At 64.7% G+C, this 22,996-nt stretch carries 18 protein-coding genes and 1 pseudogene; 7 read left to right on the forward strand and 12 right to left on the reverse strand.

The window, feature by feature from the left end; genetic code table 11:
* Positions 1 to 135 precede the first annotated feature (135 nt).
* From ACUXVE_RS07170 to ACUXVE_RS07180, 3 genes are all read left to right on the forward strand, one after another.
* The gene (locus ACUXVE_RS07170; RefSeq protein WP_445514106.1) at positions 136 to 5,577 is read left to right on the forward strand and encodes a wall-associated protein; all 5,442 of its coding nucleotides are present in this window, start codon (positions 136 to 138) and stop codon (positions 5,575 to 5,577) included.
* Positions 5,578 to 5,580: 3 nt separating this feature from the next.
* Positions 5,581 to 6,594 carry an RHS repeat domain-containing protein gene (locus ACUXVE_RS07175; RefSeq protein WP_445514107.1) on the forward strand — a complete coding sequence of 338 codons (1,014 nt, stop codon included), beginning with the start codon at positions 5,581 to 5,583 and terminating at the stop codon, positions 6,592 to 6,594.
* 143 nt (positions 6,595 to 6,737) lie between these two features.
* The gene (locus ACUXVE_RS07180) at positions 6,738 to 7,073 is read left to right on the forward strand and encodes a hypothetical protein (protein ID WP_301864155.1); all 336 of its coding nucleotides are present in this window, start codon (positions 6,738 to 6,740) and stop codon (positions 7,071 to 7,073) included.
* Between the two features lie 259 nt (positions 7,074 to 7,332).
* On the opposite strand, the pseudogene ACUXVE_RS07185 reads toward ACUXVE_RS07180, so the two are convergent.
* The 6 genes and pseudogenes from ACUXVE_RS07185 to ACUXVE_RS07210 form a co-directional block, all read right to left on the reverse strand.
* Positions 7,333 to 7,505, reverse strand: a pseudogene (locus ACUXVE_RS07185) (aminotransferase class V-fold PLP-dependent enzyme); the annotation flags it as partial.
* A gap of 927 nt (positions 7,506 to 8,432) precedes the next feature.
* Positions 8,433 to 9,689, reverse strand: coding sequence for a cysteine desulfurase (locus tag ACUXVE_RS07190; RefSeq protein WP_025873982.1), 1,257 nt, complete (start codon positions 9,687 to 9,689; stop codon positions 8,433 to 8,435).
* Complete coding sequence (gene sufD / locus ACUXVE_RS07195; RefSeq protein ID WP_445514108.1) at positions 9,686 to 10,948, reverse strand: Fe-S cluster assembly protein SufD; 1,263 nt, start codon at positions 10,946 to 10,948, stop codon at positions 9,686 to 9,688. The genes ACUXVE_RS07190 and sufD overlap by 4 nt, the downstream gene beginning before the upstream one ends.
* Complete coding sequence (gene sufC, locus ACUXVE_RS07200) at positions 10,948 to 11,712, reverse strand: Fe-S cluster assembly ATPase SufC (protein ID WP_025873980.1); 765 nt, start codon at positions 11,710 to 11,712, stop codon at positions 10,948 to 10,950. The genes sufD and sufC overlap by 1 nt, the downstream gene beginning before the upstream one ends.
* Before the next feature lie 73 nt (positions 11,713 to 11,785).
* A complete protein-coding gene (gene sufB / locus ACUXVE_RS07205; protein WP_025873979.1) occupies positions 11,786 to 13,261 on the reverse strand; it encodes a Fe-S cluster assembly protein SufB in 1,476 nt (491 codons plus the stop codon).
* A 17-nt stretch (positions 13,262 to 13,278) separates the two neighbouring features.
* Positions 13,279 to 13,734: an SUF system Fe-S cluster assembly regulator gene (locus ACUXVE_RS07210; RefSeq protein WP_079220957.1), complete on the reverse strand. Its 456-nt coding sequence runs from the start codon at positions 13,732 to 13,734 to the stop codon at positions 13,279 to 13,281.
* Positions 13,735 to 13,944: 210 nt separating this feature from the next.
* Here ACUXVE_RS07210 and ACUXVE_RS07215 point away from each other — a divergent pair, with 210 nt between their 5' ends.
* Together ACUXVE_RS07215 and ACUXVE_RS07220 are read left to right on the forward strand one after the other, a co-directional pair.
* Positions 13,945 to 14,412, forward strand: coding sequence for an SET domain-containing protein (locus ACUXVE_RS07215; protein WP_010483549.1), 468 nt, complete (start codon positions 13,945 to 13,947; stop codon positions 14,410 to 14,412).
* A 172-nt stretch (positions 14,413 to 14,584) separates the two neighbouring features.
* Positions 14,585 to 15,127 carry a type 1 glutamine amidotransferase domain-containing protein gene (locus ACUXVE_RS07220; protein WP_093817570.1) on the forward strand — a complete coding sequence of 181 codons (543 nt, stop codon included), beginning with the start codon at positions 14,585 to 14,587 and terminating at the stop codon, positions 15,125 to 15,127.
* A gap of 101 nt (positions 15,128 to 15,228) precedes the next feature.
* Here the strand turns inward: ACUXVE_RS07220 and ACUXVE_RS07225 are convergent, their stop codons facing one another.
* The 4 genes from ACUXVE_RS07225 to ACUXVE_RS07240 all read right to left on the reverse strand — a co-directional run bounded on the left by ACUXVE_RS07225 (position 15,229) and on the right by ACUXVE_RS07240 (position 17,527).
* On the reverse strand, positions 15,229 to 15,825 hold the full coding sequence (locus ACUXVE_RS07225) for a DUF1439 domain-containing protein (RefSeq protein ID WP_445514109.1): 597 nt from the start codon (positions 15,823 to 15,825) through the stop codon (positions 15,229 to 15,231).
* Positions 15,826 to 15,906: 81 nt separating this feature from the next.
* Positions 15,907 to 16,335 (reverse strand): hypothetical protein, encoded by a 429-nt coding sequence (locus ACUXVE_RS07230; RefSeq protein WP_445514110.1) that lies wholly within the window; start codon positions 16,333 to 16,335, stop codon positions 15,907 to 15,909.
* Positions 16,336 to 16,516: 181 nt separating this feature from the next.
* Positions 16,517 to 16,825: a DUF3861 family protein gene (locus ACUXVE_RS07235; RefSeq protein ID WP_025873974.1), complete on the reverse strand. Its 309-nt coding sequence runs from the start codon at positions 16,823 to 16,825 to the stop codon at positions 16,517 to 16,519.
* A gap of 303 nt (positions 16,826 to 17,128) precedes the next feature.
* The gene (locus tag ACUXVE_RS07240; RefSeq protein ID WP_025873973.1) at positions 17,129 to 17,527 is read right to left on the reverse strand and encodes an HU family DNA-binding protein; all 399 of its coding nucleotides are present in this window, start codon (positions 17,525 to 17,527) and stop codon (positions 17,129 to 17,131) included.
* A gap of 370 nt (positions 17,528 to 17,897) precedes the next feature.
* On the opposite strand from ACUXVE_RS07240, the gene ACUXVE_RS07245 reads away from it, so the two are divergent.
* Positions 17,898 to 18,329, forward strand: coding sequence for an OsmC family protein (locus ACUXVE_RS07245; protein ID WP_025873972.1), 432 nt, complete (start codon positions 17,898 to 17,900; stop codon positions 18,327 to 18,329).
* An 80-nt stretch (positions 18,330 to 18,409) separates the two neighbouring features.
* On the opposite strand, the gene ACUXVE_RS07250 is transcribed toward ACUXVE_RS07245, so the two are convergent.
* Positions 18,410 to 19,288 carry a PhzF family phenazine biosynthesis protein gene (locus ACUXVE_RS07250; protein WP_222390409.1) on the reverse strand — a complete coding sequence of 293 codons (879 nt, stop codon included), beginning with the start codon at positions 19,286 to 19,288 and terminating at the stop codon, positions 18,410 to 18,412.
* A 94-nt stretch (positions 19,289 to 19,382) separates the two neighbouring features.
* Positions 19,383 to 20,255, reverse strand: coding sequence for a PhzF family phenazine biosynthesis protein (locus ACUXVE_RS07255; protein WP_445514111.1), 873 nt, complete (start codon positions 20,253 to 20,255; stop codon positions 19,383 to 19,385).
* A gap of 75 nt (positions 20,256 to 20,330) precedes the next feature.
* Between ACUXVE_RS07255 and ACUXVE_RS07260 the strand changes: the two genes are divergently transcribed.
* Complete coding sequence (locus tag ACUXVE_RS07260) at positions 20,331 to 22,925, forward strand: bifunctional aspartate kinase/diaminopimelate decarboxylase (protein ID WP_093817574.1); 2,595 nt, start codon at positions 20,331 to 20,333, stop codon at positions 22,923 to 22,925.
* Positions 22,926 to 22,996: the final 71 nt, after the last annotated feature.

Consider the following 22,996-nt stretch of genomic DNA (forward strand, 5'->3'; position numbering starts at 1 on the left):
CCGGCCGCGGGCCCCGGGGGGCCACTGGGGGGGGGGGGGGGGCGGGGGGGGAGAGTGCTGCGTCGGCCGGCTTTGCCGGGCATGGCGGATACGCCATGTTGACACCTCCTTCATTTTTCATTCATAAATGGGTCAATGCCCGCCCACCGCGTTCAAGCGTGTGGTTGTCTGCCGGAGTGGGTACCGTCCGATCTGATCATCGACAGTGGCGCGATGTGGGCGGGGCTCTCAAGGAAGGTCGATCCAGGGAGGATCTTCATGCAGTCACGGCTCATTGCTCATCCGCGCGCGGCAAACGCCATCAAAGGCCTGCTTCTGACAGCACTGGCCTTCTGCGTACTGGCACCGGTTCCCGCCTCCGCCCAGATCGTGCCTACCTGGCGCCAGGAGTACGACAAACGCTTGAAGTACGGCGACCTGGTCGAGCCCTTGAAGGGCGAGATCTTTGGCGAGCAGGTCAACCTGTATGACGGTTCGATCAGCTTCAAGGCCACGGATATTTCGATACCGGGCAATGGCAATTTGGCGGTGATGCTTAGCCGTAGCTACGGCGGTGGCGATGGCAGCAGCGAGAGCCCGTTCTCCGATTGGGGGCTGGATATTCCGTCGTTGTCTGGTGTCTACGGCGACCTGCCAGAGACTGCTGCGGTTGGCTACTGGGCGCCGGCAGCGCGCTGTTCGACGGTGGGTGCGCCACCTGCGCTCGAGGTCTGGAATCGCCGTCATACGCAGATCGTCAACTTCAATACGCATACGTTCTGGGACGGCGTGCGCCTTTCCCTGCCGGGGGGCGGCGGAGAGCCGGTGCTCGGGGGCAGCGGTGACCCGCGCCAGCCGCAGCCGCAGTTTGGCGAGCCTGCGCCCTGGAGCACGAAGGGAGGCTGGACGTTCAGTTGTTTGACTGCGTTGAAGAGCGGGCATCCGGGGCAGGGATTTCTTGGCCATGCACCGGATGGCACCAAATACTATTTCGATTGGATGGTCGCCAGGCCCAACACCGCCGCGACATTGCAACCGTACGGGCCGGAAAGCAATGCGCTGCTCAATCGCAAGCGTGTGTTTCTGTACCCATCTCAAATCGTGGATCGATTCGGCAACTGGGTGCGCTATGAGTGGAGCGGCGATCGGTTGCTGCGCATGGTTGCCAACGATGGTCGGGAGATCAGCCTGGCCTACAACGCGAAGGGCTTGATCGCTTCTGCCACGACAGCAGGGCGTACGTGGACCTATGGCTACACCGAGGCAGATATCCTGAGGACGGTGACGCTGCCGGACGGAACCCAGTGGGTCTACAACCTGCCGCCGCTTTCAGTCACACATAAGTATGCCGACTACATCGGGCAGAACATCTGGGAGTACATGGATTATCCGGCAACGTGTTCTCGCATGAACAAGATCGTGCCTAGTGAGATTTCCATGACCGTCCAGCATCCTTCGGGCGCCTTGGGAACCTTCCTGTTCCGGCCGTTCCGCCACGGGCGCAAGAACGTCTCTTTGGATTGCCAGACTTCCGGCGACAATCACTTGTTTGCTGATGGTTGGAACTACACGCCGATCTATCGTGACGCAATGTCTCTGGTGGCCAAGACCATCAGTGGTTCGGGGATGCCAACTGCGCAATGGACCTATCAGTACACCAACCTTGATGGCGCCTACGCTCAGGATCTCGGCGGACCGGCGATTCCTCCGGGCCAGGCCGAACCGAAGGTCACCACCGAGACGCTGCCTGACGGTGTCGCGCGTGTGTATGAGTTCGGCAAGGAGGTGGCGTACAACGACGGTCTTCTCCTGTCGACCACGACGCGTTCGGGCGGCTCCGTCGTGCGCGTCGACCGCAACAACTACTATCCCGACGCCCAGCTTGACTCGGCGCCATTTCCCAAGGAAGCCGGCAAGGACTTCAAATACGGGGCGAGTGATCTCAAGGCGCACTACAACCGTCCTATCCAGTCCACTGTCGTGGAACAGGATGGCGTGCAGTTCACCCGCACCGTGCAGGCGTTCGATGCTTTTGCACGCGAGGTGACCGTTGTCGAGGGCAATTCGGCCGGGCAGAGCCGCACCAGCACAACCGGCTACTACGACAATCTGGCTCTGTGGGTAAATGGCCAATCAGCGCGCAGCGTAGTCAATGGTGTCGAGCAGTCACGAACCGAGTTCGACACAACCAATGCGCTGCCGCTGCGCGCTTATGCCTTCGGCCGGTTGGCGCAGCAGGTGACCTACGCGGCTGATGGTACGGTGGCATCGGTTGCCGATGCCCGTGGCAACACCAGCCATCTGTCCGCGTGGAAGCGCGGTGTCCCGCAGCAGTTGCGGATGCCGGCCACGGCTGAGTCTCCCAATGGGGCGACGCGTGCCGTTGTGGTGGACGACAACGGCTGGATCACCTCGTTGACCGATGAAATCGGGGCAACCACCAGCTTCAGCTACGACAGCATGGGACGCCTGCGCAGCCAGCAGTTCCCCGATGGCGACACCGTGAGCTGGAATGCGGTCACCATGGACCTGCAGCGGTTGGGCGGCGCGCAGTTCGGCGTGCCGGCCGGCGCCTGGAAGCACTCACGAACCCAGGGCGGGCGACGGACCGATACCTATCTGGATGCAATGTTCCGCCCGGTGCTGGTCACTGAAAATGCAGACAACGTTCTCGATAGCGCAGTCGTGACCCGCTACGACACCAGCGGCAAGACGGTGTTCGCGTCCTATCCGGTTCGCCAGCTTTCCGACATCAATGCGGCGTTTGACGGCACCACCACGCAGTACGACGCGCTGGGCCGACCGGTCATGGTCAGCCAGTCGTCCGAACTGGGTGCCTTGGTGACTCGCACCGAGTTCGTGGGCAACCTGTCGGTGAAGGTAACCAATCCACGCGGACATTCGACCACAACACGGCACCTGGCCTATGACCAGCCGACCTATGAGATGCCGCTGATACTGCAGCATCCAGAAGGGGTAGTGACCGAGATCCAGCGCGACGCTCTCGGCAAGCCGCTGGCGATCACCCGTCGCAGCGCCGACGGCAGCCAGGCACTGACCCGCCGTTATGTCTATGACGATTACCAGCAACTCTGCAAGACCATCGAGCCGGAAACCGGGGCGACGGTGCAGGACTACGACGCCGCCGGCAATGTTCTGTGGTCGGCTGCCGGCACGGGCCTTGCCAGCAGCGCAGACTGCAACCGCAGCGAAGCACTCGCGACTGGCCGCGCCGTGCAGCGCACCTATGACGCTGCCAATCGACTGCTGGCGCTGACCTTCCCCGATGGCCGCGGCAACCAGTCCTGGTCGTATACGCCGGATGGCCTGCCCGCAGAAATCAGTACGCAGAACGATGCCGGCCGTCCGCTGGTCATCAATCGTTACCAGTACAACCATCGTCGGCTGCTCAGCAGCGAGACGCTGCAACATCCACACTTCGGCAATCTGAGCCTGGCCTATGGCTACGATGGCAACGGCGCGCTTGCCAGCAACACCTACCCGGGCGGGCGCATCGTCAGCTATGCCCCGGACGCCCTCGGCCGCGCCACATCGGTGGGGGGCTATGCGAAGGAGGCCAGCTATTTTGCCAACGGCGCCTTGGCGCGCTTCGTATATGGCAACGGCATTGTCCATACGATGAGCCAGAATGCTCGCGGTCTTCCTGACCGAAGTCGCGATGCCACAGCTGCGGCCGCAGTGCTCGATGACAGCTACGACTACGATGCGGGTGGCAACGTGATGGCCATCTCTGATGGCTTGCCGGGTGCGCCAGGCAATCGTGACATGGCCTATGACGGGCTGGATCGACTGCGCTCGGTTACCGCGCCGGGCTTTGGCAACGCGCTGTATGAGTACGACGCACTGGACAACCTGCGCCGGGCCAAGGTCGGCAACCGGGATCGCACGCATTATTTCGATCCGACCAACCGTCTGGTCAACGTTGTCGATACTGGCAGCAGCGCGACCGTTGTTGGTCTCGGCTATGACGTGCAGGGCAATCTTTCGATCCGCAATGGCCAGGCGTTTGGTTTCGACTACGGCAACCGCCTGCGTACGGTGGGAACGACGGAGGCCTATCTGTACGACGCGCATGGACGCCGGGTGAAAGCATGGAACAGCGAAACGGGCGTGATCTACTCGTTCTATGACAATGGCGGCGTGCTGCGTTTCCAGCGCAATGAGCGCACGGGAAAGCAGACGGACTATCTGTACCTGTCCGGCAGCCTGGTGGCGCAGGTGCACGGCGAGGCTGCACCCAGTGTTCCGGCGCTGAGCGCCCCGGGCTACATCACCCAAGGCAGCGTCAACCTGACGTGGAGTCCGGCCGGCGGCGCCAACCGCTACGAACTGCAGCGCGCCCAAGCGGGCAACTGGAGCACGATTTTCGACGGCGCGGCGCAGGCATTCACCAGTAGCGGTCTGGTCACCGGCACCTATCAGTTCCGTGTGCGCGGGTGCCGCGTGGTCTGTGGCGAGTGGAGCAACACCGCCACGGTCGCCGTCGAGCTGCCGCCGGCTGCAGTGCCTGCGCTGAGCGTACCGGCAACTGCATTCAACGGCAGCTACAGCATCAGCTGGTCGGCCTCTGCTGGCGCAGAACGCTTTGAACTGGAGGAGAGTGCCAATGGCGGCGCCTGGACGCAGGTTCACAATGCGGCGGGCCAATCCAAGGCATTCAGTGGCAAACCGGCAGGCAGCTTCAACTATCGTGTCCGTGCATGTAATCCGGTGGGGTGTACCGAATACAGCAATGGCGCCGCGGTGATGGTGGTCTACCCGCCTGTCGGTGCTCCTGGAGTATCAGCGCCGGCCCGATCGGCACCCGGCAGCATTGGCATCGGCTGGAACGGGATTGGTGGTGCCGACCGCTACATGCTGCAGGAAAGCACCAATGGCGGTGGCTGGGTGACGCTGGTGGATGCACACGTGGTGTACTTTGCAACGCCTGCACGCGGAGTGGGTACTTATGCGTACCGCGTCGCCGCCTGCAACGGCGCGGGATGCGGGCCTTGGTCAGGATCTGCGACGGTTGCAGTGATCGGTGCGCCGACGATCGAGCCGGTGATCAACGCTCCAGGGCTGGTGAATGTGCCGCAGTACAGTCTCAGTTGGTCTGTGCCTGCCAACAGCGAAAGCTTCATCCTGGAGGAGAGCGCCAACGGCGGTGGATGGACCGTGGTGCATAACGGCGGTGCGAACAGCTTCGGCGCGGACCGCGGCAAGGGCAGCTATGCCTATCGCGTGCGTGCCTGCAACTTCGTGGGGTGCAGCCCTTACTCGGGCATCGTGACGGTAACGGTGGCACTTCCCCCAGGGACGCCCCATTTCTATCTGGCCGAATGGCTGACTACGCGCAAGGCGCCCTATCAGGTGCAGTGCTCGGTGGGGTGGAGCCAAATGGCCGACGCCACTGAGTACCAGCTTGAGAGTGGTGGCGGTGGCAAGCGTCTGTATACCGGGCCCAACGCCTATGTGAGTGCAAACGGCAATGCGTATTGTGCCGGCAACTATCGTGTGCGTGCCTGCAATGCAGGCGGTTGCTCGTCGTGGTCAGCCGACCATCCCGTCACCCGCGGTGTACTGAGCTGGGACTGAGCCATGAATGGAATCACTTCTTTACTAATTCGCGCAGCGCTTCTTGTAGTGACGACACTGGCCGGTGCTGCACCGGCTGCGGCCCAGGAAGTGGTGGAATACATCCACACCGACGCACTGGGCTCGCCGGTGGCGATCACCGATGCCAGCGGCAATGTCATCGAGCGTACGGTGTATGAACCATATGGTGCGGTGGTCAATCGGCCGTTGAAGGACGGACCTGGGTACACCGGGCACGTGGTGGACTCGGGCACAGGTCTGAGCTACATGCAGCAGCGGTACTATGATTCGACGACATCATCGTTCCTGAGCGTTGATCCGGTTTCGGCGTTCCAGAGCTCGGTGAATGCTTTTGGCCGGTATCGATATGCAAATGCAAACCCGTATAGCCTAATCGACCCTGATGGACGGCGAGCGTGCGGGAAGGACTGGGACTGCAGAATGACCGAGAAGGCAGGCGGCAAAAGTCTATCTCGCGGGCAGCTGGCGGCAATCAAGAGGGATCCGCAAGCGTACATCGACAGGGCGAACAGTATTCCTAACCGACAAAGTTCGGAGGCTAGGTCTGCCAGATACTTTGCGGAAGTTGCGCGGCCTGTGACGATTGCAACCAATTTGGAAGTAGGGGCTGATATCGCGCAACTTTCTGATCAGTCTTACACAGCTGTCAATTTTGCTTTGGGCGATGCCACTGCGGGCGCTGGAGCAGGTAGCGTCGTTCAAGGGCAAAACAACTACGCAGGCCCAGGTGCGAGGGTAGCCATTGCTCATACACATCCCGTGAATACAGCATTCAGCTACTGGAAGGGATCCTGCTTCTGCGGTGGTCGATGGGAGGGGAGTCTCTACCGAGGTGATCTGGAGAGAGCAAGATCTGCAGGTGTTAACAGCTATGTGGCCACTCCTAGCGGTTCCGTCATGGGATTCGACTTCAGGGGTATGAATGGGGCGGTCAATGCTAGAACGAGCCCTGGCGCGTACATTGCGGCCGAAGACTACTTCTTTAAGGTGAAATGATGGATCTCGGACGCCGGTGGTTTGCAGTTGTTACGCTCTTTTTTATCCTTAGCGCTTGTTCTTCATCCCGTCAGGAAGTGGACTCCGCGGGAGATCCAAGCGCCTGTAAATTTCGTGGCAATGAGTTGGGAGCTGAAACATGCATGACCACGATGTTTGCGCTGTTGTCTCAGCCAGAAAAATTTGATGGGCGATTGGTTTCTTTCCATGCATGGATAGATCAGGTCAATGGTGCGATCTTGCTCTTTCCCTCGCGTGATGAACTGGACGCAAGGGACTCATTCAGTTCATTGGTAGCCTATCCAGAATCAAGTCCGGCTGCCTTTCGAGAAATTCATTCGGTTGAGGGTGGAGAGGAGAAATTCTTGCGGGTGACCGGCACGTTCCGCTGGAATCGCGATGGTGCTCCCAGATCCCCAAGTGCTCCGGTGGACGTAGATCGGATGGGTGTAATGGAAGGCGTTCATTTGGGTTTATAGCGAATGAGTCGAGTGGGTTGGTGACACGTACTTGGCGAGCCTTGTCGACGCAGCTTGTCGTTGCTCGTCTGATGTATGGTGGAAGTTCTCAGCTCGTGGGCGTTCTATGCAGAATTGCATTGGTTGATGCTTGTGTCTTTTCCTCCGCGAGCAGCCTTGTGCGCCCGTCATCTAGCGGGTCTATCAGGGGCAGTCGCTAGAAACAGAAGCGCCGCGGTCTCCCGCGGCGTTCTCGTCTTCCTCGGTTGCTGCTGAAAATTCACCCCAGCAACTTCCGTGCCTTCGCCAACGCCGCCATGAATCGCTCGATTTCGGCGTGTGTGTTGTAGAGCGCTAGCGAGGCACGGTAGGTAGACGCGAGGCCGAAATGCTGCAGATGCAGTGCGCGCAGTGGTGGCCTGAGCACACGGCCACGCCTTCTAGCTCAAGCACATCGAGGCATCAGTTGAGCGATTTCAAGGGCGTCTTTAGAGTTGAGGGGCGGCTTGATGCAAAGCGCCTCGATAAGCGATTTTCAGGGAAGTAATCAGCCGGACCTTCCGATGAGTATTCCAACTTCGCTGGCCTCAAATTCGATCAATTACGTTTCAGATTTGTCGGGTGTCTACGGGCTGAATAAAGATGGTGCGTCGGAGGTTGTGAAATGAAACTAAATTATCAGCTTTGCGTGGCCTTCTTCTTGGTGATTTCCGTGGTCGGTTGCGGTCTTCAGGAAGGGGGGCAGACACCGCCCGCAAAGGCCTGTGGGATCAGCCAGAATCCAGTTTGCCGAGTCAGCTTCCGGGCACTGGCTGCGTCTCCTCGGCTATTCGATGGGAAATCGATACGCATGGAGGGCTATCTCGGAGTTAGTCGGGGGCTCTTTGTATTGAGCTCCAGCAAGGAGCTGTTCGAGGCTGGAGTGACCGATGAGACCGAGGTTCGCATCAGGGGCCCAATAGATCTCCAGCGTGGCGTGTTTGATCGGTATGCCTATTCGTGGGTATCAATGACTGGGGTGTTCAGGCTTAGGAGGATGGACGGGTCGACGGATGATCTTCTTCTCGGCGAAATGCATGGCCCACTTGACGTTCAATCTTTGAGGGTCCCAGGTCCGATTCCAAAAGCGACTTTCGGAGACGTGTCCGTTGATCTCGAAGATCTGAAGTGAATTCCAGGTATCAAGCGCGCCTGCGATGAAGCAGTTTGTGATAACAGGAATGATTCTTCTGGTGTCCGAGGCGGGCGCCGATAGGTCATTACATGCCTCTGCAGATGACGATTAGGGTCGTCGTGCAATGGCGCAGCATGTGCAACCACGGAAAAAAAACGCCGCGGTCTCCCGCGGCGTTCTCGTCTTTCCCCGCTGCTGCTGGAAACTCACCCCAGCAACTTCCGCACCTTCGTCAACGCGGTCATGAACCGCTCGATCTCTTCATGCGTGTTGTAGAACGCCAGCGACGCACGGCAGGTCGCCGCCACGCCGTAGTACTGCAGCAGCGGATGCGCGCAGTGCTGGCCCGAGCGCACGGCCACACCTTCCAGATCCAGCAGGGTAGCCAGATCGTGCGCATGCGCGCCGTCGATCAGGAATGACACCACCGCGGCCTTTTCCGGCGCTTCGCCGATGATGCGCAGGCCGTCAACCCGGCGCAGCTCTTCGGTGAAGTGCGCCAGCAGCTCGGCTTCGCGCGCTTCCACGTGGTCCAGGCCGACGTTCTGCAGATAGTCCGCCGCCACGCCGAGGCCGATGAAACCGGCGATGTTGGGGGTGCCGGCTTCGAACTTGTGCGGGGCGTCGTTGAACACGGTGCCGTCGAAGCTGACTTCCTTGATCATCTCGCCGCCGCCCAGGAACGGCGGCATTGCGTCCAGATGCTCGCGACGCGCCCACAGCGCACCGGTGCCGGTCGGGCCGCACATCTTGTGGCCGGTGATGGCGTAGAAGTCGCAGCCGATCGCGGTGACATCGACCTTGCGGTGCGGGGCGGCCTGCGAGCCGTCGACCACGGTGACGATGCCGCGCTTGCGCGCTTCGCGGCAGATCTCGCGCACCGGGTTGATGGTGCCGAGCACGTTGGAAACATGGGCCACGGCCAGCAGCTTGACCTCGGCGGTCATCGCCGCGCGCAGCGCGTCCAGGTCCAGCGCGCCGTCGGGAGTGATCTCGGCCACGCGGATGGTCGCGCCGGTGCGCTGGGCGACCAGCTGCCACGGCACGATGTTGGCGTGGTGTTCCATGCGCGACACCAGGATCACGTCGCCGGCCTTCAGCCGGGGCAGGGCCCACGAGTAGGCAACCAGATTGATCGCGAAGGTGGTGCCGCTGCACAGCACCAGGTCGTTGCTGCGCACGTTGAGGAAACGGGCCAGCTTGTTGCGTGCCCCTTCGTAGGCGTCGGTGGCCTCGGTACCCAGCGCATGCACGGCACGGCTGACGTTGGCGTTGTAGCGGCGGTAGAACTCGTCCACCGCGCCGATCACCTGCACCGGCTTCTGGCCGGTGTTGGCGTTGTCGAAATAGACCAGCGGCTTGCCGTGCACTTCGCGCATCAGCAGCGGGAAGTCCAGGCGCACGCGCGCCCAGTCGGGGGCGTCGGCGGGTGCTTCTATCGGTCGCGGGGTGGACAGGTTCATGCCACGCCCGCCTCGGCCAGGGCCTTGTCCAGCCGGCGTGCCAGCTGTTCGCGCAGCGCTTCGGGCAGCACCCTCAGCGGCTCGTGGCAGAACGCGGCGCTCAGCAGCGCCTGCGCCTGGGCCTGCGGCAGGCCGCGCGAGCGCAGGTAGAACAGCGCGTTGGCGTCGAGCTGGCCGACGGTGGCACCGTGTGCGGCCTTCACTTCGTCGGCGTCGATCACCAGCGTCGGCTGGGTATCGATCTCGGCGTCGGCCGACAGCAGCAGGTTCTTGTTGGACAGGTTGGCGTCGGTGCCATCGGCACCGGCACGGATCTGGATGCCGCCATGGAACACCACGCGGCTGCGGTTGGCGGCCACGCCACGCCACTGCAGCTCGGCGCTGGTGTCGCGGGCGATGTGGTCGATGCCCAGGCGGGTATCGACGTGGCGGCGACCGTTGCCGAGCAGCACGCCATTGGCGGTCAGCTGGGCGTTGTCGCCTTCCAGGCGCACGTTCAGTTCATGGCGGCTGAGCGCGGCACCCAGCTCCAGGTCCACGCGGTGGTACTGCGCGTCCTTGGCCAGCACCGCGTCGGTGCGCAGGAAGCTGGTCTGGCGCGCGCTGCCGGCCTGCACGCGGGCGTGCTTGAGCACCGCATCGCGGGCGACGTGGGCGTGCAGCACCGTGTTGTCCAGATGCGCCGAATCACCGACGCTGAAGCGGTGCTCGACCACGCCCAGGCTGGCGCCGGCACGCAGTTCGATCAGGTGGCGGTGGTGCCAGGCCAGATCGGTGTCGCCGGCCACGCTGGCGAATACCAGCTGCAGCGGCACCTCGACCTGCACGCCGTCGTCCACGCGCAGCACCACGCCTTCATCGGCGAGGGCGGCGTTGAGGCGGGCGAACACATCGTCGCTGCGATCGTAGCGGCGGCCGAGGAAGCGCACGGCGTCCTCGCCAGCGGCCAGTGCAGAAGACAACGTTTCCAGCTGCACGCCGGCCGGCAGGCCCTGCACGTCGCTCAGCGCGTCGTTGAGGCGGCCATTGACGAACACCAGGCGCGGTGCGGGGATGTCCTCCAGCGCGGCGGCATCCAGCAGCGCCGGGGCCAACGGTGCGGCCGCGAAGCTGCGACGCTCCAGCTGGCGCAGCGAGGTGTACTTCCAGGTTTCGCTGCGTGCGCCGGGCAGGCCGTCGCGCAGCACGCTGTCGAGCAATTCGCGGCGCGCATCGCTGCCGCAGAAGGCCTGGGCCATGGAGTCGAGCAGGGCGCTCATCAGACCGCCGCCTCGGGCACGACCCGGTCCTTCAGGAAGTCATAGCCGTGCGCTTCCAGTTCCAGCGCCAGTTCCGGGCCGCCGCTCTTGACGATGCGGCCATCGGCCAGCACGTGCACCACGTCCGGCTTGATGTAGTCCAGCAGGCGCTGGTAGTGGGTGATGACCAGGAACGAGCGGTCGGCGCTGCGCAGCGCGTTGACGCCGTCGGCCACGCTCTTCAGTGCATCGATGTCCAGGCCCGAATCGGTTTCGTCCAGGATCGCCAGCTTCGGCTCGAGCACGGCCAGCTGGAAGATCTCGTTGCGCTTCTTCTCGCCACCGGAGAAGCCTTCGTTGACGCCACGGTGCAGCAGTTCGTCCTTCAGGTGCAGCACGGCCAGCTTCTGCCGCACCAGCTTGAGGAACTGCATGGAATCCAGTTCTTCCTCGCCGCGCGCCTTGCGCTGTGCATTCAGCGCGGCGCGCAGGAAGTAGGTGTTGTTCACGCCGGGGATTTCCACCGGGTACTGGAATGCCAGGAACAGGCCGGCAGCGGCGCGCGCTTCCGGGTCCTGGTCGAGCAGGTCGACGCCTTCGAACTGCACGCTGCCTTCGCTGACCTCATAGCCGTCGCGGCCAGCCAGGACATTGCCCAGGGTGGACTTGCCGGCGCCGTTGGGGCCCATGATGGCGTGCACCTGGCCGGGCTTCACTTCCAGGGACAGGCCCTTGAGGATTTCCTTGTCGCCGATGCGGGCGTGGAGGTTTTCGATCTTCAGCATGGTGGGGGTTTCCGTGGTGCGGGCCGGGGCCCGCCGGTAAAGAGAATGCATTGTGCGAGGGCAGGGTGGGCGATCAGCCCACCGAACCTTCCAGCGAGACTTCCAGCAGCTTCTTGGCTTCCACCGCGAATTCCATCGGCAGTTCGCGGAACACCTGCTTGCAGAAGCCGTCGACGATCATCGACACCGCGTCTTCCTGGCTGATGCCACGGGCGCGGCAGTAGAACAGCTGGTCGTCGGAGATCTTCGAGGTGGTGGCCTCGTGCTCGACGGTGGCGCCCGGGTTCTTCACCTCGATGTAGGGGAAGGTGTGGGCGCCGCACTGCTTGCCGATCAGCAGCGAATCGCACTGGGTGTAGTTGCGCGCGCCGTCTGCGTTGCGGTCCACCTTGACCAGGCCACGATAGGTGTTCTGGCCGCGGCCGGCGCTGATGCCCTTGCTGATGATCTTGCTCTTGGTGCGCTTGCCGACGTGGATCATCTTGGTGCCGGTGTCGGCCTGCTGGCGATGGTGGGTCAGTGCCACCGAGTGGAACTCACCGACCGAGTCGTCGCCCAGCAGCACGCAGGACGGGTACTTCCAGGTGATCGCCGAGCCGGTCTCGACCTGGGTCCAGGTGACCTTGCTGCGCGCGCCACGGCATTCGGCACGCTTGGTGACGAAGTTGTAGATGCCGCCGACGCCGTTCTCATCGCCCGGGTACCAGTTCTGCACGGTGGAGTACTTGATCTCCGCATCGTCCAGCGTCACCAGCTCGACCACCGCCGCATGCAGCTGGTTCTCATCGCGCATCGGCGCGGTGCAGCCTTCCAGGTAGGACACGTACGCCTTCTCTTCGCAGATGATCAGCGTGCGCTCGAACTGGCCGGTGTGGCCGGCGTTGATGCGGAAGTAGGTGCTCAGTTCCATCGGGCAACGCACGCCCTTGGGAATGAACACGAAGCTGCCATCGGAGAACACCGCAGAATTGAGCGCGGCGAAGTAGTTGTCGCCCACCGGCACCACGGTGCCCAGATACTGTTTGACCAGTTCCGGGTGCTCCTTGATGGCTTCGGACATCGAGCAGAACACGATGCCCTTTTCGGCCAGTTCCTTGCGGAAGGTGGTACCGACGGACACCGAGTCGAACACCGCGTCCACCGCTACGCCGGCCAGCTTGGCGCGCTCGTGCAGCGGCACGCCCAGCTTGTCGTAGGTGTCCAGCAGTTCCTTGGGCACGTCATCCAGCGAGGCGTACTTCGGGCCCTTCGGCGCGGAGTAGTAGCTGAGCGCCTGCAGGTCGATCGGGGCGATCTGCAGCTTGGCCCAGTTCGGCATCGGCATGGTCAGGAAGTGGCGGTAGGCGTCCAGGCGCCACTGCGTCATCCATTCCGGCTCTTCCTTCTTGGCCGACAGGGCGCGGATGGTGTCCTCGTCCAGGCCGGCGGGAAGGGAGTCCGACTCGATGTCCGTGATGAAGCCGGCCGAATACTTGCGGCCGAGCTGCTCATGGATCTCGCGGTTGGGGGTGTCGTCGCTAGCGACGGTTTCGATGGTTTCGGTGGCCATGGGGGGCTGCCTACGGATCAGGAGACGACGTCGACAGCGATGGTGCGGCGCTGTTCGTCATCGACAAGGGGAAGAGGGGGCAGGATCTGGGCGAGGGTGACGTCGCGCAGGGCCTCGGAGACCACGTCGTTGATCAGCCGCCAGCTGCTGCGCGCGCCGCACTTGGGCGCCATGCCGCATTGGTGGTGGTCGTGGCTGCACTCGGTCAGGGCCAACGGCCCTTCCATGGCTTCAACCACTTCAAACAGCGAGATCTCGATCGATGGGCGGGTCAGCCGGTAGCCGCCGCGGACGCCGCGCAGGCCTTCGACCAGGCCGGCCTGGGCCAGTGGCTTGAGCACCTTGCTGACGGTGGGCGGCTCCAGACCGGTGAATTCGGCCAGCTCGGTGGCACTGAGCACCTCGCCCGGACGGGCGGCGAGTACGGTCAGTACGACGGTGGCGTAATCGGTGAGCTTGGTGACGCGCAACATGGGATGCGAGTGGTTCTTAAAGCGGACTGAAATTGTACGCTTTTATTCGCCGGCATCCAACCCGGCCATTCAGCGGGCGCTTGGGCCCGGCCGGAGGGCAGTCGCCCAGGGCCGCCATCGGGGCGACATGCTGCGGCATGGGGGTGATTTTCGCAATCACCCGGAATGGGCGAGAATCAACGTTCCTTCCGCTGCAAACGTCTCTTGCCGATGCCCAAGAAGATCCAAGCCCGCAAGTCCGCCATCCACGGCAACGGTGTGTTTTCCGTGGCCCCGATCAAGCAGGGCGAGCGCGTGATCCAGTACAAGGGCCTGCTGCGCAGCCACGGCGATGTCGATGCCGATGACAGTGGCGACGTGGAAAGCGGCCATACCTTCCTGTTCACCCTCAACGACGACTGGGTGATCGATGCCAACTACAAGGGCAACGACGCGCGCTGGATCAACCACAGCTGCGACCCGAACTGCGAGGCGGTGATCGAGGAAGACGAAGACGGTGACAGCCGCGGCGACAAGGTCTTCATCGAGGCGCTGCGCGATATCAAGGCGGGCGAAGAGTTGACCTACAACTACGGCATCACCCTGGCCGAGCGCCACACGGCCAAGCTGAAGAAGATCTGGGAGTGCCGCTGTGGCTCGCCCAAGTGCACCGGCACGATGCTGCAGCCCAAGCGCTGATCCGGTAGCGCCGGGCCATGCCCGGCGAGCGCGGAGCGCGGGCGGAACCAGAAGCCGCCGGGCTCGGCCCGGCGCTATCCGGGCGATTCTCCACCTGCCGTGCACGTGAGGGTCACCGCCGTTCAAGGGCCACTCGGCCACCCTGTGCGCTCCCCCCTATCTGGAGCACGACATGGCACAGCGTCTACGCGGCAAACAGATCGCCATCCTCGCCACGCATGGTTTCGAGCAGTCCGAACTGATCGAACCCAAGCACCTGCTGGAAGCCGAGGGCGCGCGCGTGAGCGTGGTGTCGCCGGCCAAGGAGGCGAGCATCAAGGGCTGGAAGGACAAGGACTGGGGCGATTCGGTCGCCGTGGATCAACCACTGGATGGCGCCGACGCCGGCCACTTCGATGCGCTGGTGCTGCCCGGTGGCGTGATCAATCCGGACACCCTGCGCACCAATGAAGCAGTACTGGATTTCATCCGCAGCATGGCCGGTGCCGGCAAGCCGGTGGCGGCGATCTGCCATGGCCCCTGGCTGCTGATCAACAGCGGGCTGGCGGAGGGACACGAGGTCACCTCGTGGCCGTCGCTGCAGCAGGACCTGGCCAATGCCGGCGCTCGCTGGCGCGACGCGGAAGTGGTGGTGGACGGCAACCTGATCACCAGCCGCAAGCCCGATGACATTCCAGCCTTCAGCGAGGCGGTGGTGAAAGCGCTGGCGGCGTGATGCTGTGATGCGGTAGCGCCGGGCCAGGCCCGGCGAGCGCGAAGCGCGGAAATGACAGAAGCCGCCGGGCATGGCCCGGCGCTACCGTATTTGGCGGGGGCTTATTTGCCGAGGATGCCCGCCGGCACCAGGTCACCCAGGTTCTGGTTGAAGGTCACCACCAGCTTGCCGTTCTTCACCTGCGCCGACTGCACCTGCAGGGCGCCGAGCAGTCCGGCCACGGCCGGGTCCAGCTTGTAGATCGGTTCGCGCTGGGCGTAGTCGCTCAGCCATGCGTTCAGCAGGCCACGGGTCCGTGAATCGAGACGGCCACCCTGGTTGGCCGGGGTGAAGTCATCCACGCTCGGCTGCTGCAGGTGGAAGCCCTGGGTCTGCGCGTCATAGCGCAGGCCACTACTGAGCTTCACCGTACCCAGCTTGGCCGGGTTGCCGCCGGCGGTGGCCAATGCCACGTCCATGCCCAGGTTCAAGCGCTCGCCTGCCGGCAGGCTCAGCTGCGGGTGGCTCATGGTCAGCGCGATCAGGCCGCCCAGCGCGTCCTGCGTGCGCGGGAAGCTGCCGTCCAGATACTGCTGCACGTCGCTGGCGCCAACCGCCAGTTCACGACCGGAGATCGAAGGGGCGGCCTGCGCACCGATCGCGGCAGCAATCAGCACGGTCGAGGCGGCTAGGCGGGGCATCAGGGAACGCAGGCGCATGGCGGTGACCGGAAGAAGGATCCAAGAGGGCTACAGAGTAGCTTTGCCCGCTGAATCGCGGGTACACACGGGTGCAACGGTTCAGTCCAGCGTTGGTTGCAGGCTGGCCGACTGGATCTGCCATCCGCGGCCATCGGCGCTGGGCTGCACGCGGTACCAGCCGTGGTAGCGGAAGGTGCCGTTGGCGGTCACCGCGCGGATCTTCACTGGCACCTCCAGCAGGCGTGGTGGCTGCCCATCGTCGCGGGGCAACGCTACGTCACTGTCCAGGCGCAGGTTGCGCACGTCGGGCAGCAGGCGCAGCACGGCATCGTCGGCACGGCGCGGGTCGGCGGGGGCATAGGCCCAGGCCGCATTGCTGCGCGATGTGTTGCGGTTGAGCAGATCCAGCATGTAGCGGTTGAGCATCGCTGCGGGCGTTTCGCTGCCGTTGGCAACGGCGCCATACAGCGGATCGATGGCGATCGCATCGACGGTAGCGGCCTGCGGTGCCGCTTTCGTCGTTGGCACTGATGGCGTTGTGGAGGTGCTCGCGTCGCGCCCCGTGTCATCGGCCGGGGGCGCCGGGTTGGAACACCCCGCCACAAGCAACGGGATCAACAAGGAAATAAAGCCGCGCATGTCTGCCTCCTCCCCGAGGCGACCTGGAAGGCGGCAGTGTAGCGGCCGGGGGCCGCTCAGCGCGAAGTGGTCAGCGCGAAGAGGGAAGCTGTTCCAGCGCGTCCAGCGCCGGCAGGACCTGCGCGGCGACCGCTGCCAGTGCATGGCCGTCGGTGTCGGCATGGCGCTGCACGATGTCACGCAGCAGCTGGGTGGCCACCACCAGGGTGGCACGTTCGTCACCGCTCAGGCCTGCCGTGCGCGGGGCCGATTCCAGCAGGCGCATCAGGTCGCGGCTGGCGCGGTGCTCCAGTTCGATGGTGCAGCGCCCGGTGCACTGGTGCCCGTCCTTTTCGATCGGGGTCACCGAGATCCGGTAGCGGGTGGAAGGGCTGGCCATGGGGGTGCTCGCGCTGGTGGGGAGGAATGGCACCACCATAGGCAAGGCGTTGGCCGGCGGCGATGGCCGGCGCTGCACGCAGTGTTCCACCCGGTTCGTTCCTGCGCTGGAAAAACAGCGGCGCGGCCATGGGCGGCGGGCCTGTGCGGGAGATTGCGCAGGCGCGGGAAACGCTGTGTTGCGGGGCTCAGTGGACGGCATCCACGCATGGCGTGGATCTACTGCAGAGCGAGCGCGGAGGCGGGGCAAAAAAAACGGGACGGCCAAGGCCGTCCCGTCAGGTATCCGCTGCAGGGCACGCGCTTAGAGCGCAGCGTCCTTGAGCTTCTTCAGCGGGCGAACCTTGAGCTTGGTGGTGGCCGGCTTGGCGGCGAACCACTGCTCTTCCTTGGTGAACGGGTTGATGCCCTTGCGCTTCGGCTTGGCCGGCACATTGACGGTGGTGATCTTCAGCAGGCCCGGCAGGGTGAACGAGCCGGCGCCCTTCTTGTGCACCGAGGAAGCGACAGCGCCTTCCAGCGAGGCCAGCACAGCGCGGACGTCCTTGGCGACAACGCCGGAGACTTCAGCGATGTGTGCAACCAGGCCCGACTTGGTCAGCACTTCCTTGATCGGCTTCGGAGCGGCCGGCTTGGCGGCTGCCTTCGTCGCGACTTTCTTCACTGCCTTCTTCGGGGCAGCCTTCTTAGCGGTCTTTGCCATGGTTTCCTGTTCCGTGAACGGTTGGTTGTTTGGTCGGCGCCGAACCCCGTCGGCAAGCGCAATGTAGGGCAACTCTTGGGCGCCGCCAATAGCCTGGAGTGCTGAAAGTGCATGTTTTTTCATATCCAGGCCGATTCAGTACATGGCCGGCAGTAGGGGGAGCGGATGCGGTGGTGCGCTGCACCGCAACGTCGGTGATTTCGCCTGGATGGGCGAAATGACTGAAAACAAGGGGAAAATCGCCAGATTGCTGGCGAAGAAGTGTCCAGTCGCTGGCTCGGGACAGGCGCGCCGCATGCGGCGGGGCGACGCAGGGCTAACGCGGCGCGTGCCAGGGTATCGGTTCATCACAGCCGCAACGGAGCAGGACATGGGAATCTCGCGACACGCTACCGCGCATTGGGAAGGCGACCTGAAGTCGGGCAAGGGCCAGTTGAGCACGCCGCAGAGTGGTCTTCTGGACAAGACCCGCTACGGCTTCAACAGCCGTTTCGGTGATGAAAAGGGCACCAACCCCGAAGAGCTGATCGCTGCCGCGCACGCCGGTTGTTTCACCATGGCGCTGTCGGCCAAGCTCGGCGAAGCAGGCTTTACCCCGACCTCGCTGGATACCGAAGCCAAGGTCGATCTGTCGATGGAAGGCGGCCCGCAGCTGTCGCAGATCCGGCTGAAAGTGAAGGCGGTGGTGCCGGGCATCGAGGCAACGCAGTTCCGCGCGATCGCTGATGACGCCAAGCAGAACTGCCCGGTTTCCAAGGCGCTGAGCGCGGTGCCGATCAGCCTGGAAGCCGAACTGGGCTGAGTGGCGGTAGCGCCGGGCCCTGCCCGGCGAGCGCAGCGGAGAGTCGCCGGGCATGGCCCGGCGCCACCACGCCCTACGGATCACCAATCGATGGTGCCGGAAATCACCGTCTGCACCTGGCCGCCGGACCAGACCTCGCCCTCTTCATCGACCAGCAGCGTCAGCCGCGCATCGTGGCCGACTTCGCGTCCCTGGCTGACGTCGAAGGGCTGGCGGCCGCGCGGAAGGGCGTCGCGCAGGTCCAGCCAGGCCGCCAGTACAGCGTTGGCCGCGCCAGAAGCGGCATCCTCGAAGCGGCGCCCACTGCCGACGAAAGCGCGCACGGCCAGGTCGTAACCTTCGCTGCCATCGACAAAGGCATAGGCGAACACGCCCATGCTGTCGGTCGATTCAGCCAGCGTGGCGATCGCATCCCAGTCCGGGTGCAGGGCGCGCAACGCTGCCTCATCCGCGACCTCTACGACCCACCAGCTGCGGCCACCCTGCATGCGGGCCGGCGGCAGCGAACCCAGCGGCCAGGTGCGCAATGCGGCCTGCAGGCGTGGGTCATCGGTGGCGGCGATCTCGGCCAGCTGCGCACGGGGCGTGCGGATGGCGATGCGCTGCTGTGCGCCTTCGCCGGTTACGCGCAGCGGCAGTGCACCGGCGATGCCGTCCTGAACCAGTAGCCCGTCGACCGGCATGGCCAGGCCCGCCTGCAGCACCGCGTGGGCGGTGCCGACGCTCGGATGGCCGGCGAACGGCACTTCCTTCTGCGGACTGAACATGCGCAGCCGATAGCTGGTGCCGGCCGTCTGTGCCGGGAACACAAACGTCGTTTCGGGCAGGCGGGTCCAGCGGGCGATGGCCTGCATCGTCGCATCGTCCAGGCCTTCGGCATCGAGCACGACGGCCAGCGGATTGCCGGCGCCCGGGCGCGGGGAAAACACATCCAGCTGCAGGAAGCGGCGGGTGGTCATCGGGCAGGAACTCCAGGAAACAGGCGGCATAGGGTAACGCGGGGCCATGCCCCGCGAGCGTGCAGCGCGGCAGGCCGCCGGGCGTGGCCCGGCGCTACCAGGTGATGTTGCCGTCTATCACCAGCTGCACCTGGCCGCCGATCCACACCGTGTCCTGCGCATCCACAGTGACCTGGACGCGGCCGTCGCGGCCGACCTCGCGGCCCTGGCTGGCCACATAGGTCCGGTTCTCGCCGGGTAGGGCATCTCGCTGCCGAAGCCAGGCGCCGATCAGCGCGTTGGCGCTGCCGGTCACCGGGTCTTCCGGCACGTTGGGCGCATCGGCGGGGCAGAACGCGCGCACCACCAGGTGGTGCCCGGTATCGGCTTCGAGCGCGAACACGGCGATGCCGAGCGCGTTGGTGGCAATGCTCCAGTCGCGCAGGGCCGCCATGTCCGCTGCCAGCGTGCGTACGGCCTCGGCGTCGCGCAGCGGCAGCAGCCACCAGCGCGGGCCGTTGTCCCACAGCTCGGCGCGCTGGCCCTCGGCGGCAGCAGCGTGCAGGGCATCAGGAATGCCGTCTGGCACTGCCGGCAGCGACCGTGCCGCTGGGCTCGCCAGGTGGATGGTAGGCGCGTTGGCCGGCCCGGTGACCTGCACCGGCAGCAGGCCGGCCGCGCACTGCTGCAGCAGGGCCCCGTCGCGTGGCTGCACCAGGCCGCAGGTGACCGCAGCCCAGGCGGCGCCCACGCTGGGGTGCCCGGCGAAGGGCAGCTCGCTGGCAGGGGTGAAGATGCGCACGTGGTAGTCGGCGCCGGCAGCGGTGGGGCGAAGGAAGAACACGGTCTCGGACAGGTTCAGCCAAGCGGCCAGAGCCTGCATGCGGTCGGTGGACAGTCCATCCGCGTCGAACACGACGCCGAGCGGGTTGCCGGTACCGGGCTGGTGGGCGAAGACATCGAGCTGCAGGTAGCGGTAGGCGGTCATTGACGGGTGTATTGGGCTTAGAATCGAAGGTTCCGCCCCCAAGGGCGGCTTCCCCACATTACACATAGCCTATCCATGTCAGCTTCCCCCCTTGTCGATCGTTGGATCGTACTGAAGTTCGGCGGCACTTCGGTGTCGCGTCGCCACCGCTGGGACACGATCGGGAAGCTGGCGAAAAAACGGGCCGAAGAGACCGGTTCGCGCGTTCTGGTGGTGGTTTCGGCGCTGTCCGGGGTCACCAATGAACTGACCGCGATTGCCGATGGCGCGCCGGACAGCCGCGATCGCGTGGCGGCGCTGGTCGAACGCCACCAGGCCTTCCTGGACGAGCTGGGCCTGGGCGCGGACGTGCTGGCCGAGCGGCTGGCCGCGCTGCAGGGCCTGCTGGATGACCCGCGTGCGCCCAGCCGACCTCTGGACTGGCAGGCCGAAGTGCTCGGCCAGGGTGAACTGCTGTCTTCCAGCCTGGGCGCGGCCTACCTGCGTGCCAGCGGCCTGGATTTCGGCTGGATGGATGCGCGCCAGTGGCTGGACGCGCTGCCGCCGCAGCCGAACCAGAGCGACTGGTCGCAGCGCCTGTCGGTGAACTGCCAGTGGCGTGCCGATGCGGAATGGGCGCAGCGCTTCCGCGCGCAGCCCACGCGCCTGCTGATCACCCAGGGGTTCATCTCCCGTCACGCCGACGGTGGCACTGCCATCCTCGGCCGCGGCGGCTCGGATACCTCGGCGGCGTACTTCGGTGCGCTGCTCGGCGCCAGCCGCGTGGAGATCTGGACCGATGTGCCAGGCATGTTCAGCGCCAATCCCAAGGACGTGCCGGACGCGCGTCTACTGACCCGCCTGGACTATTACGAAGCGCAGGAAATCGCCACCACCGGCGCCAAGGTGCTGCACCCGCGCTCGATCAAGCCGTGCCGCGATGCGGGCGTGCCGATGGCGATCCTCGATACCGAGCGTCCTGAACTGCCGGGTACCAGCATCGACGGCAATGCCGCGCCGGTGCCCGGAGTGAAGGCGATCAGCCGCCGCAACGGCATCGTGCTGGTGTCGATGGAAGGCATCGGCATGTGGCAGCAGGTCGGCTTCCTCGCCGATGTATTCGGCCTGTTCAAGAAGCACGGCCTGTCGGTGGACCTGATCGGTTCGGCCGAGACCAACGTCACCGTATCGCTGGATCCGTCCGAGAACCTGGTCAACACCGATGTGCTGGCCGCGCTGTCGGCCGACCTGTCGCAGATCTGCAAGGTCAAGGTGATCGTGCCGTGCGCGGCGATCACCCTGGTCGGCCTGGGCATGCGCTCGCTGCTGCACAAGCTGTCGGACGTGTGGGCGACCTTCGGTCGTGAGCGCGTGCACATGATCTCGCAGTCGTCCAACGACCTGAACCTGACCTTCGTCATCGACGAAGCCGATGCCGATGGCCTGCTGCCGATCCTGCACGCCGAACTGATCGACAGCGGCGCGATGCCGGTGGAGGAGACCGAAGTGTTCGGCCCGCGCTGGCGTGAAATCGCCGGCACCGTGCGTCCGCGTGGTACGCCGTGGTGGCGCGGCCAGCGTGCGCACCTGCTGCAGCTGGCCGATGCCGGCACCCCGCGCTACGTCTACCACCTGCCGACGGTACGGGCGCGTGCCCGCGCGCTGGCGGCGATCAAGCCGATCGACCAGCGTTACTACGCGATCAAGGCCAACAGCCATCCGGCCATCCTGCAGTTGCTGGAGGCCGAAGGTTTCGGCCTGGAGTGCGTGTCGCACGGTGAGCTGAAGCATGTGTTCCAGGCCATTCCGGAACTGTCGCCCAAGCGCGTGCTGTTCACCCCCAGCTTCTGCCCGCGCAGCGAGTACGAAGCGGCGTTCGCGCTGGGCGTGACCGTCACTGTCGACAACGTCGAAGCCCTGCAACGCTGGCCGGACCTGTTCCGCAACCGCGAACTGTGGCTGCGCGTGGACCTGGGCCGTGGCGAAGGCCACCACGCCAAGGTCCGCACCGGTGGCAAGGAATCCAAGTTCGGCCTGCCGATCGCGCGCGTGGACGAGTTCGTGCGCGCGGCCACCGAGCTGGGCACCCGCGTGGTCGGCCTGCATGCGCACCTTGGCAGCGGCGTGGAAACCGCCCAGCACTGGCGCCTGATGTGCGATGAGCTGGCAGGCTTCGCGCGCCGCATCGGCAGCGTGCATACCATCGACATCGGTGGTGGCCTGCCGATCCCGTACAGCGAGGAAGACGAGCCGTTCGACCTGGATGCCTGGGCCGAGGGCCTGGCCGAGGTCAAGGCGCTGCATCCGGCGTTCCGCCTGGCGATCGAGCCGGGCCGCTTCCTGGTGGCCGAGTCGGGCGTGCTGCTGACCCACGCCACCCAGGTGGTGGAGAAGGACGGCGTGCGCCGCGTCGGCCTGGATGCCGGCATGAACACGCTGATGCGCCCGGCCCTGTACGACGCCTGGCACGACATCGAGAACCTCAGCCGCCAGGGCGGTTACGCCGAAGCGGCGTTCGATGTGGTCGGCCCGATCTGCGAATCCAGCGATGTGTTCGGCAAGCGCCGCAAGCTGCCGGTGTCGACCGCGCCGGACGATGTGATGCTGATCGCCGACGCCGGTGCCTACGGCTATGTGATGTCCAACACCTACAACCAGCGGGCGATGCCGCGCGAAGACGTGATCGAATGATCGCCGCCTTCCGCGCCCTGCACCCGCCCACCGACACGTCCCGCGCCTGCGCGCGGGCACGTGCCTGACCG

The organism is Stenotrophomonas sp. 3(2025), assembly GCF_052665395.1.

Bases quoted from the DNA above. Each gene is read 5' to 3' on its own strand.
- ACUXVE_RS07220 (WP_093817570.1), top strand. From the start codon at position 14,585: ATGGCACAGCGTCTACGCGGCAAACAGATCGCCATCCTCGCCACGCAT.
- sufD (WP_445514108.1), bottom strand. From the start codon at position 10,948: ATGAGCGCCCTGCTCGACTCCATGGCCCAGGCCTTCTGCGGCAGCGAT.
- ACUXVE_RS07250 (WP_222390409.1), bottom strand. From the start codon at position 19,288: ATGACCACCCGCCGCTTCCTGCAGCTGGATGTGTTTTCCCCGCGCCCG.
- ACUXVE_RS07245 (WP_025873972.1), top strand. From the start codon at position 17,898: ATGGGAATCTCGCGACACGCTACCGCGCATTGGGAAGGCGACCTGAAG.
- ACUXVE_RS07215 (WP_010483549.1), top strand. From the start codon at position 13,945: ATGCCCAAGAAGATCCAAGCCCGCAAGTCCGCCATCCACGGCAACGGT.
- ACUXVE_RS07235 (WP_025873974.1), bottom strand. From the start codon at position 16,825: ATGGCCAGCCCTTCCACCCGCTACCGGATCTCGGTGACCCCGATCGAA.
- ACUXVE_RS07260 (WP_093817574.1), top strand. From the start codon at position 20,331: ATGTCAGCTTCCCCCCTTGTCGATCGTTGGATCGTACTGAAGTTCGGC.
- sufC (WP_025873980.1), bottom strand. From the start codon at position 11,712: ATGCTGAAGATCGAAAACCTCCACGCCCGCATCGGCGACAAGGAAATC.
- ACUXVE_RS07190 (WP_025873982.1), bottom strand. From the start codon at position 9,689: ATGAACCTGTCCACCCCGCGACCGATAGAAGCACCCGCCGACGCCCCC.
- ACUXVE_RS07170 (WP_445514106.1), top strand. From the start codon at position 136: ATGCCCGCCCACCGCGTTCAAGCGTGTGGTTGTCTGCCGGAGTGGGTA.
- ACUXVE_RS07175 (WP_445514107.1), top strand. From the start codon at position 5,581: ATGAATGGAATCACTTCTTTACTAATTCGCGCAGCGCTTCTTGTAGTG.
- ACUXVE_RS07240 (WP_025873973.1), bottom strand. From the start codon at position 17,527: ATGGCAAAGACCGCTAAGAAGGCTGCCCCGAAGAAGGCAGTGAAGAAA.
- sufB (WP_025873979.1), bottom strand. From the start codon at position 13,261: ATGGCCACCGAAACCATCGAAACCGTCGCTAGCGACGACACCCCCAAC.
- ACUXVE_RS07255 (WP_445514111.1), bottom strand. From the start codon at position 20,255: ATGACCGCCTACCGCTACCTGCAGCTCGATGTCTTCGCCCACCAGCCC.
- ACUXVE_RS07210 (WP_079220957.1), bottom strand. From the start codon at position 13,734: ATGTTGCGCGTCACCAAGCTCACCGATTACGCCACCGTCGTACTGACC.
- ACUXVE_RS07225 (WP_445514109.1), bottom strand. From the start codon at position 15,825: ATGCGCCTGCGTTCCCTGATGCCCCGCCTAGCCGCCTCGACCGTGCTG.
- ACUXVE_RS07180 (WP_301864155.1), top strand. From the start codon at position 6,738: ATGACCACGATGTTTGCGCTGTTGTCTCAGCCAGAAAAATTTGATGGG.